Origin of the sequence: Chryseobacterium sp. JAH (assembly GCF_001507335.1) — a bacterium.
GTDB lineage: Bacteria > Bacteroidota > Bacteroidia > Flavobacteriales > Weeksellaceae > Chryseobacterium.
In genome coordinates, this window is sequence record NZ_LMAH01000008.1 from 16,177 (window position 1) to 37,798 (window position 21,622).

The 21,622-nt window shown below is 36.0% G+C and carries 14 protein-coding genes and 1 riboswitch; of the genes, 11 read left to right on the top strand and 3 right to left on the bottom strand.

The window, feature by feature from the left end:
- Positions 1 to 45: 45 nt before the first annotated feature.
- On the bottom strand, positions 46 to 2,658 hold the full coding sequence (locus AR685_RS15135; RefSeq protein ID WP_047447069.1) for an MGH1-like glycoside hydrolase domain-containing protein: 2,613 nt from the start codon (positions 2,656 to 2,658) through the stop codon (positions 46 to 48).
- A 188-nt stretch (positions 2,659 to 2,846) separates the two neighbouring features.
- Positions 2,847 to 2,957: riboswitch (SAM riboswitch) on the top strand.
- 60 nt (positions 2,958 to 3,017) lie between these two features.
- Between AR685_RS15135 and AR685_RS15140 the strand changes: the two genes are divergently transcribed.
- The 7 genes from AR685_RS15140 to metF all read left to right on the top strand — a co-directional run bounded on the left by AR685_RS15140 (position 3,018) and on the right by metF (position 13,317).
- A complete protein-coding gene (locus AR685_RS15140; RefSeq protein WP_082671952.1) occupies positions 3,018 to 3,956 on the top strand; it encodes an alpha/beta fold hydrolase in 939 nt (312 codons plus the stop codon).
- Positions 3,957 to 5,498 (top strand): ACT domain-containing protein, encoded by a 1,542-nt coding sequence (locus tag AR685_RS15145; protein ID WP_059125062.1) that lies wholly within the window; start codon positions 3,957 to 3,959, stop codon positions 5,496 to 5,498. It begins immediately after the preceding gene.
- Between the two features lie 89 nt (positions 5,499 to 5,587).
- Complete coding sequence (locus AR685_RS15150) at positions 5,588 to 6,754, top strand: O-succinylhomoserine sulfhydrylase (RefSeq protein WP_059125063.1); 1,167 nt, start codon at positions 5,588 to 5,590, stop codon at positions 6,752 to 6,754.
- A 269-nt stretch (positions 6,755 to 7,023) separates the two neighbouring features.
- Complete coding sequence (locus AR685_RS15155; RefSeq protein WP_047447060.1) at positions 7,024 to 8,034, top strand: homocysteine S-methyltransferase family protein; 1,011 nt, start codon at positions 7,024 to 7,026, stop codon at positions 8,032 to 8,034.
- A 66-nt stretch (positions 8,035 to 8,100) separates the two neighbouring features.
- A complete protein-coding gene (locus AR685_RS15160) occupies positions 8,101 to 9,192 on the top strand; it encodes a fatty acid desaturase family protein (RefSeq protein ID WP_059125064.1) in 1,092 nt (363 codons plus the stop codon).
- A gap of 4 nt (positions 9,193 to 9,196) precedes the next feature.
- A complete protein-coding gene (metH, locus tag AR685_RS15165) occupies positions 9,197 to 11,863 on the top strand; it encodes a methionine synthase (RefSeq protein WP_059125065.1) in 2,667 nt (888 codons plus the stop codon).
- Between the two features lie 497 nt (positions 11,864 to 12,360).
- Positions 12,361 to 13,317, top strand: coding sequence for a methylenetetrahydrofolate reductase [NAD(P)H] (metF, locus tag AR685_RS15175; RefSeq protein ID WP_047447050.1), 957 nt, complete (start codon positions 12,361 to 12,363; stop codon positions 13,315 to 13,317).
- A gap of 49 nt (positions 13,318 to 13,366) precedes the next feature.
- Here the strand turns inward: metF and AR685_RS15180 are convergent, their stop codons facing one another.
- Entirely contained in the window at positions 13,367 to 13,858 is a 492-nt protein-coding gene (locus AR685_RS15180; RefSeq protein ID WP_047447047.1) for a hypothetical protein, read from the bottom strand.
- A gap of 17 nt (positions 13,859 to 13,875) precedes the next feature.
- Positions 13,876 to 15,030: a hypothetical protein gene (locus AR685_RS15185; RefSeq protein WP_047447044.1), complete on the bottom strand. Its 1,155-nt coding sequence runs from the start codon at positions 15,028 to 15,030 to the stop codon at positions 13,876 to 13,878.
- Between the two features lie 100 nt (positions 15,031 to 15,130).
- Between AR685_RS15185 and folE the strand changes: the two genes are divergently transcribed.
- From folE to AR685_RS15205, 4 genes are all read left to right on the top strand, one after another.
- Complete coding sequence (gene folE / locus AR685_RS15190; RefSeq protein ID WP_047447041.1) at positions 15,131 to 15,799, top strand: GTP cyclohydrolase I FolE; 669 nt, start codon at positions 15,131 to 15,133, stop codon at positions 15,797 to 15,799.
- Between the two features lie 131 nt (positions 15,800 to 15,930).
- Positions 15,931 to 17,397 (top strand): cysteine--tRNA ligase, encoded by a 1,467-nt coding sequence (gene cysS / locus AR685_RS15195; RefSeq protein WP_047447039.1) that lies wholly within the window; start codon positions 15,931 to 15,933, stop codon positions 17,395 to 17,397.
- A gap of 203 nt (positions 17,398 to 17,600) precedes the next feature.
- Positions 17,601 to 18,764 (top strand): T9SS type A sorting domain-containing protein, encoded by a 1,164-nt coding sequence (locus AR685_RS15200; protein ID WP_059125067.1) that lies wholly within the window; start codon positions 17,601 to 17,603, stop codon positions 18,762 to 18,764.
- A gap of 128 nt (positions 18,765 to 18,892) precedes the next feature.
- A complete protein-coding gene (locus tag AR685_RS15205; RefSeq protein ID WP_059125068.1) occupies positions 18,893 to 21,544 on the top strand; it encodes a 4-alpha-glucanotransferase in 2,652 nt (883 codons plus the stop codon).
- Positions 21,545 to 21,622: the final 78 nt, after the last annotated feature.

The window sequence follows — 21,622 nt, forward strand, 5'->3', positions numbered from 1 at the left end:
AAAAGATTCTCTGCAAGCCTCAAATTCTCCCACGCTCCAGCTCAATTATGCCAATCTTGGTTTCATCAGTTTGGCAACGGTTGCCGTCCAACCTGTTTGGTGTGATGCGCCAACTCCTCGACCATTGTCTCCATGGAAATATTCAAAGAAGGTAATGTAATCCTTAAAGTTCGGATCGTAATTAAATTTATAATTTCCACCGTTGAAAGCTCTTTGTCCACTCTCATCTTTTAAGAATATAGAGCAAAGTCTGTTGCTGATATCAGAAGCCACTTCGTCAAGATTTTTCTGATTACCACTTCCTGTTGGGAATTCGACTTTCAGACTGTTTCCGTAGTAAAAATGGAACCTTTGAAGACTTTCTACAATCAGAAAGTTTATGGGAAACCAAATCGGACCTCTCCAGTTGCTGTTTCCTCCAAACATTCGGCTGTCACTTTCTGCCGGAGTATAATAAACCACATTCTTGTTACCGTGAACCGTAAATACAAAAGGATTTTCTTCATATACTTTTGACATAGCCCGAATTCCGTAGGAGCTCAAAAATTCTTTTTCGTCAACCATTCTGGTCAGCACTTTTTTAAGCCTTGTTTTACGAAGAATACTCATCAAATGTTTTCTTCCGCTGCCCTCTTCATCCCAGTGAGACACAAGGTTGGCAAGTTCAGGTTTGTTTTTCAAAACCCAATCCATTCTTGCCTTGAAATTGGGCATTTTATCTAAAAGATGATGGTCTATAATTTCCACGGCAAATAAAGGAATCAATCCGACAATACTTCTCAGTCTTAATGTTACACTCTCTCCATTTCCTAGTTGCAGCACATCATAAAAGAATCCGTCTTCCTCATTCCAAAGACCTTCTTTATCTTCTCCCATATTTTCCATCGCTTCTGCGATGTACAGATAATGTTCGAAGAATTTGATGGCCATATCTTCATAAACCTGATAATACTGGGCCAATTCCATTGCAATTCGCATCATGTTGAGCGCATACATCGCCATCCAGCTCGTTCCGTCGGCTTGCTCAAGATGTTCACCATCTTTCAGTTCCATATTCCGGTCAAAAGCTCCGATGTTATCGAGTCCTAAGAATCCGCCACCGAAAATATTTTTACCATTTTTATCCTTTCGGTTCACCCACCAGGTAAAGTTGAGGAGAAGCTTTTGGAAAACTTTTTCTAAAAATAAAAGATCTGGTTTGCCATTGGTCTTTTCATCAATTTTAAAAACCCTGAAGCAAGACCATGCGTGCACAGGCGGATTTACATCACTCAAATTCCACTCATAAGCAGGCATTTGTCCGTTAGGATGCATATACCATTCTTTGGTAAGCAAAAGAAGTTGATTTTTAGCAAAATCTCCGTCAATGATCGCATAAGGAACACAGTGGAATGCCAAATCCCAGGTTGCATACCAAGGGTATTCCCATTTATCCGGCATCGAGATGATATCTTTATTGTGAAGATGTTCCCATTCTGTATTTCTTACATAATTATTAAAGTCTCTTGGAGCTTCGTGATTTGGGTCACCTTTAAGCCATTTTCCTACATTATAATGATAAAATTGTTTGTTCCAAAGTAATCCTGCAAAAGCCTGTCTTTGAACGTTTCTTTCATCTTCGTTGGGAACGTCTTGCTGAATTTCTTCATAGAATTCATTTGCTTCAGAAATTCTTGAATTAAATATATTGTCAAAATCGTAAAACGCATCTTCCATTTCATTCGGAGCAAGTCTGAATTCGAAAATCTCACATTGTCCGGCTTTTATTTCTGCTTCAACGATGAATGAAGCCTTTGAACCTTTTTTTGCAGGGTTAATGGTGTTTTTCTGATGAACTACAAAATCGTTGATTCCATCTTTGTAGAATGCATTTTCAACTTCCGGACAGTCGTAAAGTTTTGGGTTGTTGGTTTCATTATCACAGAAAACCCTTTGCGCATTTTTATTTTTTGAATAGAATTTTTTTAAAGGGACGCTATCGTGGCTTATAGTAATACAGCCGTCATGAGAATCTTCCAATTGACCTTTGTATTCATTATAGCCCCACTTCCAGTTATTTCTGTACCATGCTGTAGGCATTACAATGATGGGTGCGTCTTGATTGCTGCGGTTGCAAACAGTTACTTTAACTAAAATGTCATCAATATTTCCTTTGCAGTATTCAATAAAAATATCGAAATACTCATCCTTGTCAAAAATTCCAGTATCAATGATCTCATATTCTGGCTCTTTCTTGCTGCGTCTGCCGTTTTCGGCCACAAGATCTTCGTAAGGAAATTTATTGATAGGATATTTATAGACAAGCTTCATATAGCTGTGAGTAGGAGTATTGTCTAAATAGTAGAATATTTCTTTGATATCTTCACCATGATTTCCCTGAGGATTACTCAGCCCGAAAAAGCGTTCTTTTATTCTTTCATCATTTTTATTCCAGAATGAGAGTGCAAAGCAAAAAAGCTGTTTAGTATCAGAAATTCCGGCGATGCCTTCTTCGCCCCAGCGATATGCGTAGCTCTCAGCATTGTTGTGATTGGCAAAGCGCCACGCATCTCCGTTTGGGCTGTAGTCTTCACGTACATTTCCCCACTGTCTGTTGCTGACGTAAGGCCCCCAGTTTAACCAGTTTTTGTCCTTTAGTCTTTGCTTTTCAACACTCATATAACATCATTTTTCAATGCTAAGGTAGATTTTTTGCCAAAAAAAACCAATTTTTTTAAGCTTAATAATTCTTAACATGCTACGAAAATGCTTTCTGTTGAAAGGATTTTTAATGATAAAAAATTTTTATTTATATATTTCAGAGAAATGTATTATCTTTGCACAACTCGTTCATTTACATATTGAAAATGTTATCAAGAAAGGTTGAGGGATAGACCCTGTGAAACCTTAGCAACCCTTTGTGCAAGCAAAGAAGGTGCTACGTTCTACCAAAATTTTTTATTTTGGACAGATAACTTACTGAAGTTCTTTTCAGCCATTTCTCGTGGCATTTTCAAATTTATTTTAATAATATAAAATTGAAAACAGAACTGCAACATATTAATTTTTTGTACCAAACCGATTCCCAAAAGGAATATAATATCTCATTAAGCTATCAGCTTTTTGGGAAAGACTTGTTTTCAGCTCCGATAATTTTGGTCAATCATGCTTTAACCGGAAACTCAAATGTTTCAGGTGATAAAGGATGGTGGAAGCAGTTGATCGGTGAAGGTCAGGTGATTGATACCAATAAATATACAGTTCTATGTTTCAATATTCCAGGAAACGGTTTTGATGATTTTTTTATCGATCAATATTCAGATTTCACCCCTTCAGACATGGCGAATGTCTTTCTGAAAGGTCTAGAAGCTTTACATATTAAAAAGTTATATGCTATTATTGGGGGTTCTCTAGGAGGCGGAATCGGATGGGAAATGCTGGCTAAAAATCCAGATTTTGCAGAGATTTTTATTCCGATCGCATGTGATTCTAAAACTCATGATTGGTTGCACGCTCAATGTCTCGTTCAGCAATTTTTGTTAAACAGCGATGATGAACCACTACAAAAAGCACGAATTCACGCAATGCTGTGCTACAGAACACCTCAATCTTTAAATGACAGATTTCAAAATAAATTCAATCAGGAAAAACAGCAATTAGAATCTGAAGACTGGCTCAATTATCATGGAAAATCGCTAGCCGAAAGATTTAGTTTAAAATCTTATCAGCTGATGAACCATTTACTGATGAACATCAATGCAAACGGTAAAGATTTATGTAAAATAAAAGCACGAATGCACATGATCTCTGTAGATACCGATCTTTTTTTTCCGGCTTCTGAAATCCGAATGTGTTTTAACAGGCTGAAAGCTGAAAAAGAGGATGTTTTCTATCACGAGATCAAATCAATTCATGGGCACGATGCCTTTTTAATGGAATATCAACAGTTAAATTATATCATAAAAAATATTTTGTAGATGAAAGCTAATGCAAACGAAATAAAATTTTTAAAAAACAGATCAATTATTAAATTCGAAGGTGAAGATTTCTTGGGTGAAATCGGAATTGATGGACGGGTTTTTAAGGCACTTACATTCGCAAGAATAAGCGTAGGAGTGATCTCTCAGCAAGCTGTGGAAAACGGACTTTCAATTCTTGTTCACGAAGACGATTCTGAGAAAGCAGTCACTTGTCTGATCGAAGAATTTGAACCTGAAAGAAAATCAGGGAAAGTTTCACAAATTTATAGTATTAACAATGTTTCTGTCATTGGTTTTGTGGCAGATGATCTCAATAAAATTCTTTCCGAACTGGCGAGGAACAATGTTTTTCCACTGCTTTTAAACCAGAACTCTAGTGAAAAACAAATCAATATCGTCGTGACATCTTCTCAGGATGAGAAAACTAAAAACATCATTGAATCGGAAATTTTCAAGAAACCTAAAACAGTTCATTTGGCAATAATCGGTCACGGAAATGTTGGTAAAACATTAATCGAGCAGGTTTTACATTCTTCCGAAGAAATTAAAAGAAGAAAAAATATCCATCTGAAAGTTGTTGCTGTCGCTAATTCAAGAAAAATAGCCTTCAACAAAAAAGGATTTGATAATACATGGAGTGATGAGGTTTTTGCCGCCGAAAAATCTTCAAACGTTGACGAGCTAATCAATTTCTCAAAAGAAAACCAGCTTGAAAACCTTATTGTTGTAGATAATACCGCGAGCATTGATTTTGTTAAAAACTATCAGGCGCTGGCAGAAAATGGTTTTGATTTGGTCTCATCAAACAAAATTTTCAACACTCTTCCGATTGAAGAATACCGTAAACTAAGATATACGTTGAACAAAAATAACAAACGTTATTTATACGAAACCAATGTAGGTGCTGGTTTGCCATTGATTGATACCATAAAACTCTTACATCTCTCCGGTGAGAATATTACCAGAATTAAAGGCGTTTTCTCTGGAACACTGAGCTACGTGTTCAATAATTTTTCTTTAAGAGACGATAAATTTTCAACAATCGTTAATGAAGCTTTAGAAAAAGGCTTTACAGAGCCAGATCCGAGAGAAGATTTGTCGGGGAATGATGTTGCAAGAAAATTATTGATTTTGGCAAGAGAATTAGATTTAATAAATGAATTCACGGACATCAATATTCAGAATTTGGTTCCTGAAGCTTTGCTTTCTGTATCAAAACAAGAATTCCTTTCGAGATTAGAAGAATTGGATGATGAGTATAATCAAATCAAGAAAAATCAGGAGCCGAATCACGTTTTAAGATATGTTGGTGATTTGCATGGTGATTTACAGAAAGAAAAAGGTGAGCTGGATGTGAAACTAATTTCTGTTCCCGCAACTTCAGCTTTGGGTCAGTTAAAAGGTTCAGATTCAATTTTTGAAATCTACACCGAAAGTTATGGTGAAAACCCTATTGTTATTATGGGAGCCGGTGCGGGTGCAAAAGTAACTGCCCGTGGTGTTTTTGGAGATATTCTAAGACTGAGTGAAACAAAATAATTGGAGCAAAAAAAGTGTCAACGTAAAGAGTCCAAAAGTGACGATTTAATATAGATAGGATGAATCTTATCAATCAAAATCATATAATAATGGAAAACGAGAATTTTGAAACCCTTGCAATAAGAACCCAAACCGAAAGAACTCAGTTTGACGAGCATTCTACGCCTTTGTATCTTACCTCAAGCTTTATTTTTGAAGATGCGGAAGATATGAGAGCGAGTTTTGCTGAAGAAAAATCAAAAAATCTGTACAGTCGGTTTTCTAATCCTAATGTCACAGAATTTACAGATAAAATCGTGAAAATGGAAGGTGCGGAAGCTGGTTATGCTTTTGCAACAGGAATGGCTGCAATTTATTCAACTTTTGCAACTTTACTGAATGCGGGTGACCACATCGTGAGTTGCCAATCAGTTTTCGGTTCTACACATACCCTGTTCACAAAGTATTTCCCCAAATGGAATATCGAAACCACGTATTTTAAAGCTGAGGATTCTGAAAATGTAGAAAAATACATTCAACCCAATACGAAGATTTTGTATTTGGAAACACCTACAAATCCGGCAATTGAGATTTTAGACTTAGAATATTTCGGTCAGATTGCCAAAAAACACAATCTTATCTTCATCGTAGACAACTGTTTTGCCACACCTTACCTTCAGCAGCCGATAAAATATGGTGCTGATCTGGTAGTACATTCGGCAACTAAACTGATGGACGGGCAGGGTCGCGTTTTAGGCGGAGTAGCAGTTGGTAAAGAAGATCTGATCAGAGAAATTTATCTTTTTGCCAGAAATACGGGTCCTGCAATGTCACCGTTCAACGCTTGGGTTTTATCGAAAAGCTTAGAGACTTTAGCAATCCGTGTAGAAAGACATTGCGAAAACGCTTTGAAGGTCGCAGAATTTTTAGAAAATCATCCGAATGTTGAATTAGTAAAATATCCGTTTTTAAAATCTCATCCGAGCTATGAGATTGCCAAAAAACAAATGAAGTTAGGTGGAAATGTAGTGGCTTTCGAGATCAAAGGTGGAATTGAAGGTGGTAGAAAATTTTTAGATAAAATAAAAATGTGCTCGTTGTCTGCCAATCTGGGTGATACCCGAAGCATTGTGACGCATCCTGCATCTACAACACACTCCAAGCTGTCTGACAAAGAAAGAAATGAAGTGGGAATCACCGCAGGTTTGGTACGCTGCTCGGTAGGTCTGGAAAATGTGGATGATATTATTGCAGATTTGAAACAGGCTTTGGGATAATGCCATTCTAACAGGAGATAAATATTTTAGGAGCAACAAAGGAAGGCTTCGAAACAAGATTCTCCCGCTGTCCGCTATATCTTTTTTGTTTTGAGAAAACAAAAAAGGATGCCACTTCCATCGGGGCTATGTTGAAGATCTATCCTTCGATTCACGGATGAAGATGATTTAGAAATCTTAAAATTATCTTTAGAGCAAGGTCCTAAAAGGACGATTAAATAATAAAAATTAGAATACAATCTTATTAAAAACATGTGATATTCAATATAATGAAAAATTCAGCACAACTATATAAAGCCCTTTCCGAGAGAATCTTAATTCTCGATGGTGCCATGGGGACTATGCTTCAGCGGTATAAATTTGAAGAAGAAGATTACCGTGGAGAACGTTTCAAAGATTGGGAGCATCCTGTAAAAGGAAACAACGACCTGCTTTCTTTGACGCAGCCTCATGCGATTGAAGAAGTTCACAGAAAATACCTAGAAGCAGGAGCTGATATTCTGGAAACCAATACATTTTCCGGGACAACCATCGCAATGGCAGATTATCATATGGAAGAGTTGGTATACGAACTCAACTACGAATCCGCAAAGATTGCCAGAAAAGTTTGTGACGAGTTTATCGCTCAGAATCCCAACAAGCCGAGATTTGTTGCTGGCTCAATTGGACCGACTAACAGAACGGCAAGTTTAAGTCCAGATGTGAATGATCCTGGTTACCGTGCAATTACGTTTGAAGAATTGAGATTAGCGTACAAACAGCAGTCGGAAGCTTTGCTTGATGGAGGGTCAGATATTCTTTTGGTAGAAACAATTTTTGATACGCTGAATGCAAAAGCAGCTTTGTTTGCCATCGATGAAATTCAGGAAGAAAGAGGAATTCAAATCCCAATCATGGTTTCAGGAACGATTACAGATGCTTCAGGAAGAACATTGAGTGGTCAAACTGCTGAAGCTTTTTTAATCTCAGTTTCACACTTAAATTTATTAAGTGTAGGATTTAACTGTGCTTTGGGTGCCAATCAGCTGACTCCGTATTTAGAAACACTGGCTCACAATTCAGAATTTTGTGTTTCAGCATATCCGAATGCAGGTCTTCCGAATGCTTTCGGACAGTATGATGAATCTCCGGACCAAATGGCAGCGCAGATCAGAGAGTATGTGGAAAAAGGATTAATAAACATTATCGGCGGCTGCTGTGGTACAACGCCTGAACATATCAAGGCAATTGCCGAATTGGTTGATAAATATGAACCTAGAAAGGTGAAAAATTTTGTATGATTTTTGATTGTTGAAAATTTAGAAACAAGTAAGAAAAACTTTTTTTAAATCTAAACCGACAATCTTATGGAAAAGCCATTTTACCTCAAAGATCCCTACGATAACCAATTGTTTAATGAATTAAGAAAAAGAGTGAACCAGCGAGTAGAAGCACTTCCCAAAAACAGAGATGTTTACATTCAGATCAAAGCGATTATTTTGCCTTTGGTGTATTTTGGTTTGTATCTGTTTGCTCTTTTCAACGCAGATCGGCCGTGGGTTTACATTTCGAGTTTTGTTTTGATGGGGATTTCTTTGGTTTTAATTTATTTAAACTTAATTCACGAAGCGGCTCACAACAATATCTTTAAGAATAAAAAACTCAACAGTCTAGTTTTGCAGATTTTTGATTTAGTGGGAGCAAACTCTTACATCTGGAAAAAAAGACACATCGCAGCGCACCATGCTTACCCGAATGTTGACGGCTGGGATACAGACATTGAGCAGAGCGGGCTGTTGCTCATCGTTCCATGGATTAAAGCGAAAGGAATTCAAAAATATCAACACCTCTTTTTCTTTCTGGTGTATCCGCTGTATTTGTTCAACTGGATGTTTATCAGAGATTTCAGAGATTTTTTTGATCAAGAACGAGTGATTTTGAAAACCCAAGGCAAAATTCCTGCTTCAGAAAAAATTAAAATGATCAGTTTTAAATTTTTTTACTTTTTCTATCAGATTGCTGTTCCTGTTTTATTTTTGAAAATTTCTTTAGGCTTGGCTTTGGGAGCATGGTTTTTACAAGTAATTGCTGCAAGCATATTTGCACTTTTTGTATTGTTGCCGCTGCATCCTCTTCCGGATAATGCTTTTCCGAAATTAGATGAAAAAAACGGGCTTCCGTTCAGCTGGATTTGTCATCAGCTGGAAGTGACCAATGATTTACAAGAGAATAACTGGTTTGTGAGAAATGTTCTGGGAAATTTCAACTTTCATGTTGCGCATCACCTTTTTCCAAATTACAGTTACATGTATTATAGTGAAATCACAGAGGAAATCGAGCAGTTTGCCAAAGAAAATAATCTGGGCTACAAACGATTTCCGATTTTTACCGCTTTGGGCAAACATGTCGATTTGCTGAAGCAAAATGCGAATAACGCATATTTTATTTTAGAAGAATAATTCAATGAAATATTTACGATTATCAGGGCTAGAACCTCTGATTATTACTCCGGAATCCAATTTTATCAACGTGGGTGAAAGAACCAACGTTGCCGGATCTAAAAAGTTTTTAAGATTAATCAAAGAAGAGAAATTCTCAGAAGCCTTAGATATCGCAAGAGATCAGGTGGATGGTGGAGCTCAGATTCTTGACGTAAATTTTGACGATGGTTTGATCGACGGAAAGGCTTCCATGGTCAAATTCCTCAACCTTATTGGTTCTGAACCTGATATTTCCAAAATCCCAATCATGGTCGATTCCTCGAAATGGGAAATTTTGGAAGCTGGTCTTCAGGTCGTTCAGGGGAAATGTGTGGTGAATTCCATCAGTTTAAAAGAAGGAAAAGAAGAGTTTGTAAAACACGCCAAAGCGATTAAGAGATATGGTGCAGCCGTAATTGTAATGGCTTTCGATGAGGTTGGGCAAGCCGACAATTACGAAAGAAGACTGGAGATCACCCAACGATCTTACGACATTTTAGTTAATGAAGTTAAATTTCCGGCTGAAGATATTATTTTCGATTTAAATATATTTCCCGTTGCAACGGGAATGGAGGAACATCGTCGTAACGCAATCGATTTCATTGAGGCTACACGCTGGGTAAGACAAAATCTTCCTTATGCTTCGGTAAGTGGAGGAGTTTCCAATGTGTCTTTTTCTTTCCGTGGAAACGATACGGTACGTGAAGCTATGCACTCAGTTTTCTTGTATCACGCCATCCAGGCCGGAATGAATATCGGAATTGTAAATCCTGCTTTGCTGGAGGTTTATGATCAGATTAATAAAGAACTTCTTGCACTTGTAGAAGATGTAATTCTAGACAAACGAGAAGATGCTACAGAAAGACTTTTAGATTACTCTGAACGAAATAAATCGGTTAAAAAAGAAAAAGTTGAAGAACTCGAATGGCGTACGTATCCTTTACAGGAAAGAATCACGCATTCTTTGGTGAAAGGTATTGACCGTTTTATCGAAGAAGATGTGGAAGAAGCCAGGCTGCAGTCTGAAAGACCGCTTCACGTCATCGAAGTTAATCTGATGACGGGAATGGGCGTTGTCGGAGATTTATTTGGTGCAGGAAAAATGTTTCTTCCGCAGGTGGTAAAGTCTGCCCGAGTTATGAAAAGAGCGGTCGCTTATCTGCAACCATTTATAGAAGCAGAAAAAGATGTGGCTCAGAAACCCAACGGAAAAATTTTGATGGCTACTGTAAAGGGCGACGTTCACGATATCGGGAAAAATATTGTGAGTGTAGTGTTGGGATGTAATAATTATGATATTGTCGATTTGGGCGTAATGGTTCCTGCCGAGAAAATTATTCAGGCAGCCATTGATCACAACGTGGATGTTATTGGTTTGAGCGGATTGATCACGCCAAGTCTAGACGAAATGGTCTACATCGCTTCAGAACTTGAAAGACAGAATTTAAATTTTCCTTTATTAATCGGTGGTGCAACGACTTCGAAAGCGCACACTGCTGTAAAGATTGATTTAAAATATAAAAATGCTGTCGTTCACGTGAATGACGCTTCCCGAGCGGTAAACGTTGTAAGTTCGTTGCTTGGAGACCGAAATAAAGAGTATGTGGATGATCTGAAAAGTGATTATTCAGATTTCAGAGAAAAATTCCTGAACAGACAGGTTGATAAAAACTATGTTTCCATTGAAGATGCCCGAAAAGATAAATTTAAAATAGATTGGGAAAATGAAGAAATTTTCACACCAAATCATTTAGGAATTCAGGTTTTTGAAAATCAGGATCTTGAAGAATTAATTCCTTTTATTGACTGGTCACCGTTTTTCAGAAGCTGGGATCTCCATGGGAAATATCCAAACATTTTTGATGATGAGGTTGTAGGCGAGCAGGCGAAAGAATTATTTGCCGACGGACAGAAAATCCTGAAGAAAATTGTTGATGAAAAACTATTGGTCGCAAAGGCGATATTTGGAATTTTCAAAGCCAATTCAAACGAAACAGATGATATTTTAATTTATGATGAAAATGATCAGGAAAAGGTTAAGTTTTTAACGCTGAGACAACAGGTTCAGAAATCAAAAGGTAAAGATTATATCGCACTAAGTGATTTTATTGCACCTAAAAGTTCAGGAAAGACCGATTACATGGGCGCGTTTTGCGTATGCACAGGTTTCGGTACAGATGAACTGTCTGATCAGTATGAGAAAGACAACGACGATTACAACGCCATCATGGTAAAAGCTATTGCCGACCGTTTCGCGGAAGCTTATGCAGAATTTTTACATAAAAAAGTACGTACAGAATATTGGGGATATGCCAATCAGGAAAATTTAAGCAACGAAGATTTAATTGCCGAAAAATACAAAGGAATCCGTCCTGCTCCAGGTTATCCTGCTTGTCCTGATCATTTGGAAAAACACGCAATCTGGGATTTACTGAAAGTGGAAGAAAACATTGGTGTTTATCTTACTGAAAGTTTAGCAATGTTCCCTACAGCAGCCGTTTCCGGATATTATTTTGGAAGTCCTCACGCCAAATATTTTGGTTTAGGAAAAATTTCAGAAGATCAACTGAAGGAATATTCACAAAGGAAAGGAATTTCTTTACAGGAAGCCAGAAAATGGCTGAACCCGAATTTAGCAGACGGAATTTAAAATAATAATTGCATGAAGATTCTATCACTTTTCTTTATTTATATCTCGACAATTGCCTTTGGACAAATTAATTGTGATTATTCTCTGAAAATTAACAATGATAATTTAAAAAACACAGGATACTTTACATTGTCGGTTTCAAATACTGGAGCTCAATCTTTTAACATTCCAAGGAGAATAGATTTTTGTAATATTCGATTGGTTGAGTTTGCAATATTCAATAACAAAACCAACACTTATGAAAAGATGGATCTTGCCAATAAAAATATAGATTGCTTTAAACCGGATAAAATGAAAGTTTTAAAGAGTCATCAAATTATTAAATATAAAGTGAACATCAAATCTGCTTTTGAAGTATTAGAAAGCGCAAATTTTTTCGAAAATTATAACAATTTCAGGTATCGATTTAAAATCAGTTTTCCGCTTAATAATTATAAAAATTGTGAAGCCTTAATTACAGATTGGATATACAAAAACTAAACTACTATTAATAAATAATGAAAATCACAGACCATATAAAAAATGCTGACGGTAAAACCTTATTTTCCTTAGAGGTTGTTCCACCTCAAAAGGGAATCGGGATTGAAGACTTGTATAAAAATATAGACCCTTTGATGGAATTTAAACCTCCATTCATCGACGTTACAACTTCAAGAGAAGAATACATCTACATCGACAAAGGAAATGGTTTAATGGAACGTCGTATCACGAGAATGCGTCCCGGAACTTTAGGGATCTGTGCCGCAATTCAGCATAAATACAATGTAGACACTGTTCCACACTTACTTTGCGGAGGATTTACCAAAGAAGAAACAGAATATCTATTGGTAGACTGTATGTATTTGGGAATCGACAATATTATGGCACTTCGTGGCGATGCGATGAAGGGTCATCAATATTTTGAAGCAACTCCAGGCGGTCACGCAAGCGCAATGGAGTTGGTAAACCAGATCAATAATTTGGGAAGAGGAAAATATCTTCATGATGAGCAAATTTGTGATGATCACAACAAATTCTGCATTGGTGTGGCAGGCTATCCCGAAAAACACATGGAAGCCCCGTCAATGAACTATGATCTGAAATGGCTCAAACAAAAAGTAGACGCTGGTGCAGATTATATCGTAACGCAGATGTTTTTTGATAATAAAAAATATATCGAATTTGTTACTAAAGCTCGTGAAATGGGAATTACTGTTCCAATTATTCCAGGAATTAAACCGATTGCGACAAAAAAACATTTGAAATTATTGCCTCAGGTTTTTAAAATAGATTTACCTGAAGATTTAATCAATGCCGTAGAAAGTGCAAAAAATAATGAAGCGGTAAAACAAATCGGTGTAGAATGGGCAATCAGCCAATGTAAAGAACTTCTTGATTTTGGCGTTCCGGTTCTGCATTTTTACTCGATGGGTAAAAGCGATAATATTAAAAAAGTGGCTGGAGAGCTGTTTTAAATAGTTAGTAAAAGTGAAGAGATAAGGCTTTAGAAATTTTTCTAAAGCCTTATTGTTTATATTCAATTTGATATTGAATCAATTGATCAAAAACACTTTTAGTTGTCGGTTTCGAAGAATTGGTATTAAAAATGAACATTCCGCTGTCGATATTAAAAAAGTATTTTTTTGTATCGTCGCTTACCGAAAACCATTTCAACAGACCATTTACAAGATTGATATCTTCCCATTTTATTGAAGATTCATCTAAATTGAATGTATAAGGATTTTGATTTAAAGTATCTCTGAAAATTATTTTTCTGTCTTCTACATAAATAATTCCGCTTCCCTGAAATGCTTTTAATTTAAAGAATTCATTTTGAGTGTTTCCCATATTATATCGAACAAAAGCATGATATTCGGGAGTACCTATTTGCTCCAAAAGAACTTTCTGTTTTTTCTTTCTGCTTTGTGCGGCTAGATAAGCAATCAGAAAAATAATTGCGGGGATTGATAGCAGAAAAATAAAAAATAGGATAATGACAAAAATTAATGATTCCATGATTTGGTTTTTTAAATTTAAATTGAAGGATGCTTCTCAAATTCTTTTGTGCGGTCAAATAAATATCGGTAGGTTGCCAGTTTCCTTGTCACTTCTGTCTCCAAATGTTTTGCCAAGCCTAGCATTTTCGGGTTGAAATCGCCAATCCACTGCATTTCAAAATCCTCAAATTTTGTCGCCACACGGAAATGATTGGCAGCTTCCACGATGAGGTAGCCTTCTACGCCTTTATTTTGCCACTCCGGAAGAACTCCAAAAATTAAACCAACAAACTTAGAATTATGTTTAAAAGTTTTATAATATAGAAATTTCAGTTTGTCGACAAGTCCAAATTTCCCATTCAAATACTTAAACCATTGATTGAGATCCGGGATATTGATCCACATCGCAATAGGATTTCCACTTTCGTAGGCAAACCATGCGATATGCTCGTTCATTACAGGTTTCATCGTGTTGAAAAGTCTTTTAACGTCATTCAGAGACATTTGTTTTCCGCCGCCGTGGCTCTCCCATGATTTATTGTAAATGGTATAAAAATCTTCGGCAAATTTATCCATATTGTTTTTTGTGACCCGTTTTGAAGAAAAATTTTCATTTTTAGAATGCTTAGCGTGCATGAGATTGAAAATTCTCGAAGTAGGAGCATGCGCTTTTCTGCTGAAACATAATTGATTGTAGTAAATTTCAAATCCGTAATTCTCAAAAAGAGCCTGATAATATGGGAAGTTATAATTCATTCCGTACAAAGGTTCTGAAAAACCTTCAATCAATACGCCCCAAAATTTATCGCGTTCTCCGAAATTTATTGAGCCGTCCATTGCTTCCATTCCTTTTTCCTGAAGCCAGGTTTTGCAGTGGTCAAAAATGAAATTGGCCGTTTCCTGATCATTGATACAATCGAAGAAACCAATACCTCCCGTTGGCTGTTTTTCGATGTATTGTTCGTTAACAAAAACGGCAACTTTTCCTACAGTTTTGCCTTCTTTATTTTTAAACAAAAACCTTTTGCTTTCACCATTGGCAAAACATTTGTTTTTATTGTCATCAAAAACAGTTTCAATATCTTTGTCTAAAGGCCGAATATACGCTACGTCATCCTTGTAAAGTCTGGCAGGAAACTCCAGAAATTCTTTTTTTTGTGCACTACTCAGTACTTCTTCAACAATGACCATAACTTGTAAGACTATAAAGATGTGAAACGTAATTTAAATTTGAGCTAAATTAAAATATAGAATTAATTTTATCCGTATTTTTGTTGCAAAATAAATAAAAATGGTTGATTTTACCGATAACGATGATGATATTTTCACTGGAAAAGAGCATACGCCGATTCGTGAAGATGCTTTTGAGAAATCACCACAGGAAAAAATAGAAAAAATTACTCAGCTTTTTGGGGAAATCATGGAAACGTTAGGTCTTGATATGACTGATGATTCTTTGAAAGATTCACCAAAACGTGTTGCTAAAATGTATGTTAATGAAATTTTCGGAGGACTTCTTCCTGAAAATAAACCGGGAATTTCTACATTTTCAAATAAATACAAATACCGCCAGATGTTGGTGGAAAAAGATATAACGGTTTATTCTTTCTGTGAACACCACTTTCTACCAATCATCGGAAGAGCACATGTTGCCTATATTTCTAGCGGTGATGTAATCGGACTTTCTAAGATCAATAGAATTGTCGATTATTACGCAAAAAGACCGCAGGTTCAGGAAAGGTTGACGATGCAGATTGTAGATGCATTAAAAGATGCTTTAGGAACTCAAAATGTTGCGTGTATCATTGATGCAAAACACCTTTGCGTAAACTGCAGAGGAATTAAAGACACTGCAAGTTCAACAATTACTGCCGAATTGAGTGGTATTTTTAGAACCAATCCGATTACCAGACAGGAATTCCTTCATTATGTGGGAAGTCATGCAAAACTTGATTATTAAAAATTTAGAAATGATAAAATTTAAAAAAGTCTCAGATCAGATATTCATCACAACCATTATTTGTTGTGACATAATTTGTTTTAGCTAATTTTTAAATATTATAATCATTCAATCTTTTAATTAAAAAATAAATGCAACTAAAAATATATAATTCGCTAACGGCGGAAAAAGAAATATTTACTCCAATTTTAGAAGGAAACGTCGGGATGTACGTTTGTGGACCGACGGTTTACAGCAATGTGCATTTGGGAAATGTGCGTACTTTCCTTTCTTTCGATTTTATCTACCGAAGCTTAATGCATTTAGGCTATAAAGTAAGATACGTAAGGAATATTACTGATGCAGGTCATCTTACTGACGATGGAGATGTCAACAACGACCGTTTTGTAAAGCAGACCCGTCTCGAAAAATTAGAACCGATGGAAATCGTTCAAAAATACACGGTCGATTTTCATAAAGTTCTGGAAATGTTTAATCTGCTTCCTCCGAATATTGAGCCTACGGCAACCGGTCACATTGTTGAACAGATCGAATTGACTCAAAAATTAATTGAAAAAGGTTTTGCTTACGAAAGCAACGGTTCAGTTTATTTTGATGTTTTAGAATACAATAAGAGAGGCCTGAATTACGGTGAACTTTCAAAACGAAATATCGAAGAACTTTTTGCCAATACAAGAGATTTAGACGGTCAGGGTGAAAAGAAAAACCCACAGGATTTTGCGTTGTGGAAAAAAGCTTCGCCGGCACACATTATGCGTTGGAATTCTCCCTGGGGTGAAGGTTTCCCTGGATGGCATCTTGAATGTACTGCAATGAGCACGAAATATTTAGGAGATAAATTCGATATCCACGGAGGTGGAATGGATTTGAAATTTCCACACCATGAGTGTGAAATTGCACAAGGGAAAGCTTGCAATGATGTAGAGCCAGTGAACTACTGGATGCACGCCAATATGCTGACCATGAATTCTCAGCGTATGAGCAAATCGACTGGAAATTATATCTTACCTAAACAATTGGTTTCAGGTGAAAACGATTTCTTCGAAAAACCTTTTCATCCTACAATAGTGCGTTTTTGCTTTCTGCAGGCGCATTACAGAAGTGTTTTAGATATTTCTAATGATGCAATGTTGGCAAGTGAAAAAGGTTTCACAAGATTGATGGAAGCGGTAAAAGTTTTAAATTCAATCACACCAAATGACCAAAAAGAATCCGGTTTTAATCTTAAAGAATGGAAAACCAAAGCATATGATGCTTTGACGGATGATTTCAACTCCCCGGTTTTAATTGCTCATTTATTTGAAGCAGTGAAATTTATTTTTGCTTTAAAAGATGAAAAAGAAACGGTTTCAACAGAGGATTTAGCAGATTTAAAATCAACTTTAAATGCTTTAATATTCGATGTTTTGGGTCTTCAGGCCATTGAAGAAAATAATAATGAAAAACTGGATCAGACATTACAGGTTTTAATTGAGTTGAGAAATCAGGCTAGAAAATCTAAAAACTTTGAACTTTCAGACCAGATCAGAGATAAACTTTTGGCTGAAGGCATTGAGCTTAAAGATGGTAGAGACGGAACTTCTTACGTTTTGAACTAAGAAAGTTTTAAAAAAAATATCTCTCTCGGATTTTAAAGATTTCGCAGATTTTCAACTATAATCTCTGCTCGATCCTTAAAATTTGGGAGAGTTTTTTTATGCGTTAAATTGTAGGGAAATTTTTTAGGAATAATTTTTAAAAACAATTTGAAAAATGTTTAACTTAGTAAGACTAAAACATTTACAAACCAAAAATACTACATATGAAAAAACATTTATTCCCTATTCTGCTATTGTTACTTGGGAACACAATCAGTGCACAGCAGGATTTTTTTGCACTTGCAGGTAAAGATTCACCAAGAATTGAGTTCAATGATTTCCGTACGATGAACGCTGACGGAACTTCCGGGCAAAGTATTTTCGGGGTTTCTTCCGAAGCAAAAGTAATTTCGCAGTCAAGAAAAACTCCTGTTACTGAAGATAAAACTTCCTACAATCACGCACAGTCAATGACGTTAGCAGCTTTGGCTTATGATTCATCTGGTGATAATTTGGTGTATATGCCTATGTTTTCATCCAATATTTATGTTTTGAATCAGAAAACAAAAGAAATTACCTTGGTTGAAAATACTGTTGCACGGGTAACGTCATGTGACATCAATTCACATATCACAAGAATGACGACAGCTTACGATGGTAATGTGTATGCCATCAACAATTCGGGTACCCAATTTATTCAAATCAGTAAAAAGAACAATCAATATGTTGTGAATGATCTTGGAATTGTCAAAGATGATACAGCAAATGGAAAGAATTCTTTCACGGCCATTGAGAGTGGTTTCGGCGGAGATATGATTGCCGATGGAGAGAATAATTTCTACGTTTTTGCAACATCAGGTAATGTTTTTAAAGTTACAACGAAAGAATTAAAAGCGAAATTTATTGGAAAAATATCGGGTCTTCCTGACAATTATTCTGTAAACGGAGCAGCGGTAAATTCAAAAGGAAACGTAGCGATTGCAAGTGCAAAAGGGGCCTCAATGTATGAAGTGAGTCTGGATAATCTTGAAGCGAAGCAACTTCCAGGAGAGAGCAATTTACATATTTACGATTTGGCAAGTAAGTATTTTGTCAATGACAGAGCAGCTTCTGTAAGTGTTTTTGTAAATCTTGATATATACCCTACAAAGGTTGACGAAGGTTTTATCTATGTGAAGGTTAATGATAAAAATTTAAAAAATAATCTGAAGCTGAATGTATTTGATCTTTCCGGAAAGACCACAATGACGCAAAGATTGTCTGTAAAAGATGGCGTTTTGAACCAACAGATCTATCTGAAAAATCTGATAAGCGGCTCATACATTGTAAATATTACAGATGAATCGGGTAAAACCTTGCTAAGTAAAAAAATTCTTTTGACAGAATAAATATGATTTTTTTTATGATTAGAACAGCCTTTTTTCAATTTTGAAGAAAGGTTTTTTAATGATTATTTGACACTGTAACGGTTTGTTTTTCAATTTTAAAACCTTATTTTTATCAAAAAAATAGGTAGATGAAATTATATTTTAACGTTGACTATCGTACAAATGCTGGAGAAAACCTGCAGTTGGCAATTGATGAGGGTGGACATCCGTCTAAGATTCATTCCATGTTTTATACAGATGACGGTTCTTGGAAATGTGAGGTAGATTATTTTTCAAAAGCGATTTTATATCATTATCAGCTGGTTGACGAGCATAATAAAGTTTTAAGAAAGGAATTTGTTTCGCATCATCTTAATTTTCCACATAATTATAAAGAGTTTTTGGTTTTCGATCAGTGGAATAATAAGAATTTTCCCGAAAATTATCTCAACAATAAAATATTTCATAACAAACTTAATCAGTTTGCTCCCCAAAAATTATCTGTACTCAAAAAGCACAGCCATTTATTCAGAATTGAAGCGCCTTTGTATAATTCAAACTGGGAGATAGTTTTGCTCGGAAACGTTGAGTCTTTAGGAAACTGGGATTACGGAAAAGCTATACCTCTTACCCAAACTGACTTTGGGATTTGGGAAACCTCTGTGGAAATCTCTGAAAATATTCTGATTCAGTATAAATATGCTATTTTTGATAAGGCTGCTGGTAAGTTAATTGATGTTGAAAGCGGAGAAAACAGGCACATTACTCCAAATCTTCAGAAAGATGTTTTGCAAATTTCTGCAGACCACTATTTTAAATTTAAGTCTTACCAAATGTACCACGATGCTGGAGTCGCAGTTCCTGTTTTCTCATTACGAAGCGAGGATGGTTTTGGTGTAGGTGAGTTTTCTGATTTAAAGAAACTCGCAGACTGGACGAATGAAGCATCATTAGGAATTATTCAGATTCTGCCGATAAATGATACAACTGCCAATTATTCTTGGACGGATTCTTATCCGTACGCTGCAGTTTCAGTTTATGCCTTGCATCCTCAATATATTTCGATATTAAATTTAGATTACGATTTACCGAAGGGTTTAGTTGATGAATTTGAAGATGAAAAAACAGAATTGAATTCGCTGGAGTTAATTGATTACGAAAAGATGATTTCTGCCAAATGGAAGTATCTGAAGGCAGTTTTTAATCTTGAAAAGGAAAAGATTTATAAAGACAGAAATTTTAAGAAATTCATTAAAGACAATGAAACGTGGCTATTACCTTACTCTGCATTTTGTGTTTTAAGAGATAAATATAAAACGCCCAATTTTAATGAATGGAAAACCCATAAAAAATACATTGCCGGGAAGATTGCTCCTTTTTTCTCTGCTAAAAGTAAAGATTACGATAGTTCAATGCTTCATGCATGGGTGCAGTTTCAGCTAAGTAAACAGTTGAAAGATGCGGTCGACTATATTCATAGTTTAGGAGTTTCTTTGAAGGGAGATTTGCCAATAGGTATTTACAGACATTCTGTAGAAGCATGGACGGAACCTGAATTATTTGGGATGGATTTCCAGGCAGGTGCACCGCCGGATCAGTTTACGGATCTTGGGCAGAACTGGGAATTTCCAACTTACAATTGGGAAGCGATGAAGGCAGATGATTACCAGTGGTGGAAAAACAGGTTCAAAGCTTTAGAGCAGTATTTTGACGCGATGAGAATCGATCATATCCTCGGATTTTTTAGAATCTGGAGAATGCCGATTTCTGCTACACAAGGAATTTTGGGATATTTTTATCCTGCTGTTCCTATCGTTTTGGAGGAATTCAACGCTAGACATATTCCTTTTAATTTTGACAGGTATTGCAAGCCTTTTATAACTGATTTGATTCTTTGGAGATATTTCGGTGAACAGAGTAATAAGGCATTAGATTTCTTAAATAATAATCACAACGGTACTTATTCTTTTAAGGAAGAATTTGATACACAAAGAAAACTTTCAGAATATTTTAAGAAAAGACCGGCCGGTTCTATTGAAGAACAACTGATTGCTCTTTGTGCAAATGTTTTGTTTTTAACAGAAGTGCGAGACGGGCAGACTGTTTATCATCCAAGATTTAATGCTTTCAAAACAGAATCGTATCAAAATTTATCAGATTGGGAAAAGAAAGCAATCTATGAACTGTATCACGATTATTTCTTTAAAAGGCAGGATTACCTCTGGAAAGAAAAAGCCATGGAAAAGCTTCCTGTCATTCTAAACGCTACAAAAATGCTGATTTGCGGAGAAGATTTAGGAATGGTTCCCGATTGTGTGCCTGAAGTGATGGATGAGTTGGCAATCGTTGCCCTCAAGGTTCAGAGAATGCCGTCAGAACAAATTCCTTTTTATAATCCCAAAAATGCAGCTTATCTGAATGTGGTAACAGCTTCTTCACACGACAGTTCAACACTGCGTCAATGGTGGAAGGAAGATTCACAACTTACACAGCAGTACTTTAATCAGCAGCTTATGCAGTATGGAAGAGTTACAGAAAATTTGGAACCTCATTTGGCAGAAATTATTATGAAACAGCATTTGTACAACGATGCGATGCTCGCTGTTTTTCCTATTCAGGAATTTCTTGCTACGGATGCGGAGCTTACGAATGACAGTATAGATCATGAACGAATTAATAATCCTGCAGTGTTTCCGCATTATTGGCGATACAGAATGCATTTAAATGTTGAAAAATTAACGGAAAACACAAGCTTTAATCAAAAAATTTCAGATTGGGTTAAAGACAGTGGAAGGATTTAGTGAAAATAATATCATTGATTATCAATGGATTAAATTAATTTGTGGAAGAAGTTTTACCTTAGGGTTTAACTTCTTTTT

Coding starts and splice junctions, on each gene's coding strand:
- folE (WP_047447041.1), top strand. CDS start 15,131: ATGGTTGATTTTACCGATAACGATGATGATATTTTCACTGGAAAAGAG.
- AR685_RS15150 (WP_059125063.1), top strand. CDS start 5,588: ATGGAAAACGAGAATTTTGAAACCCTTGCAATAAGAACCCAAACCGAA.
- AR685_RS15185 (WP_047447044.1), bottom strand. CDS start 15,030: ATGGTCATTGTTGAAGAAGTACTGAGTAGTGCACAAAAAAAAGAATTT.
- AR685_RS15205 (WP_059125068.1), top strand. CDS start 18,893: ATGAAATTATATTTTAACGTTGACTATCGTACAAATGCTGGAGAAAAC.
- cysS (WP_047447039.1), top strand. CDS start 15,931: ATGCAACTAAAAATATATAATTCGCTAACGGCGGAAAAAGAAATATTT.
- AR685_RS15145 (WP_059125062.1), top strand. CDS start 3,957: ATGAAAGCTAATGCAAACGAAATAAAATTTTTAAAAAACAGATCAATT.
- AR685_RS15160 (WP_059125064.1), top strand. CDS start 8,101: ATGGAAAAGCCATTTTACCTCAAAGATCCCTACGATAACCAATTGTTT.
- AR685_RS15135 (WP_047447069.1), bottom strand. CDS start 2,658: ATGAGTGTTGAAAAGCAAAGACTAAAGGACAAAAACTGGTTAAACTGG.
- metH (WP_059125065.1), top strand. CDS start 9,197: ATGAAATATTTACGATTATCAGGGCTAGAACCTCTGATTATTACTCCG.
- AR685_RS15155 (WP_047447060.1), top strand. CDS start 7,024: ATGAAAAATTCAGCACAACTATATAAAGCCCTTTCCGAGAGAATCTTA.
- metF (WP_047447050.1), top strand. CDS start 12,361: ATGAAAATCACAGACCATATAAAAAATGCTGACGGTAAAACCTTATTT.
- AR685_RS15180 (WP_047447047.1), bottom strand. CDS start 13,858: ATGGAATCATTAATTTTTGTCATTATCCTATTTTTTATTTTTCTGCTA.
- AR685_RS15200 (WP_059125067.1), top strand. CDS start 17,601: ATGAAAAAACATTTATTCCCTATTCTGCTATTGTTACTTGGGAACACA.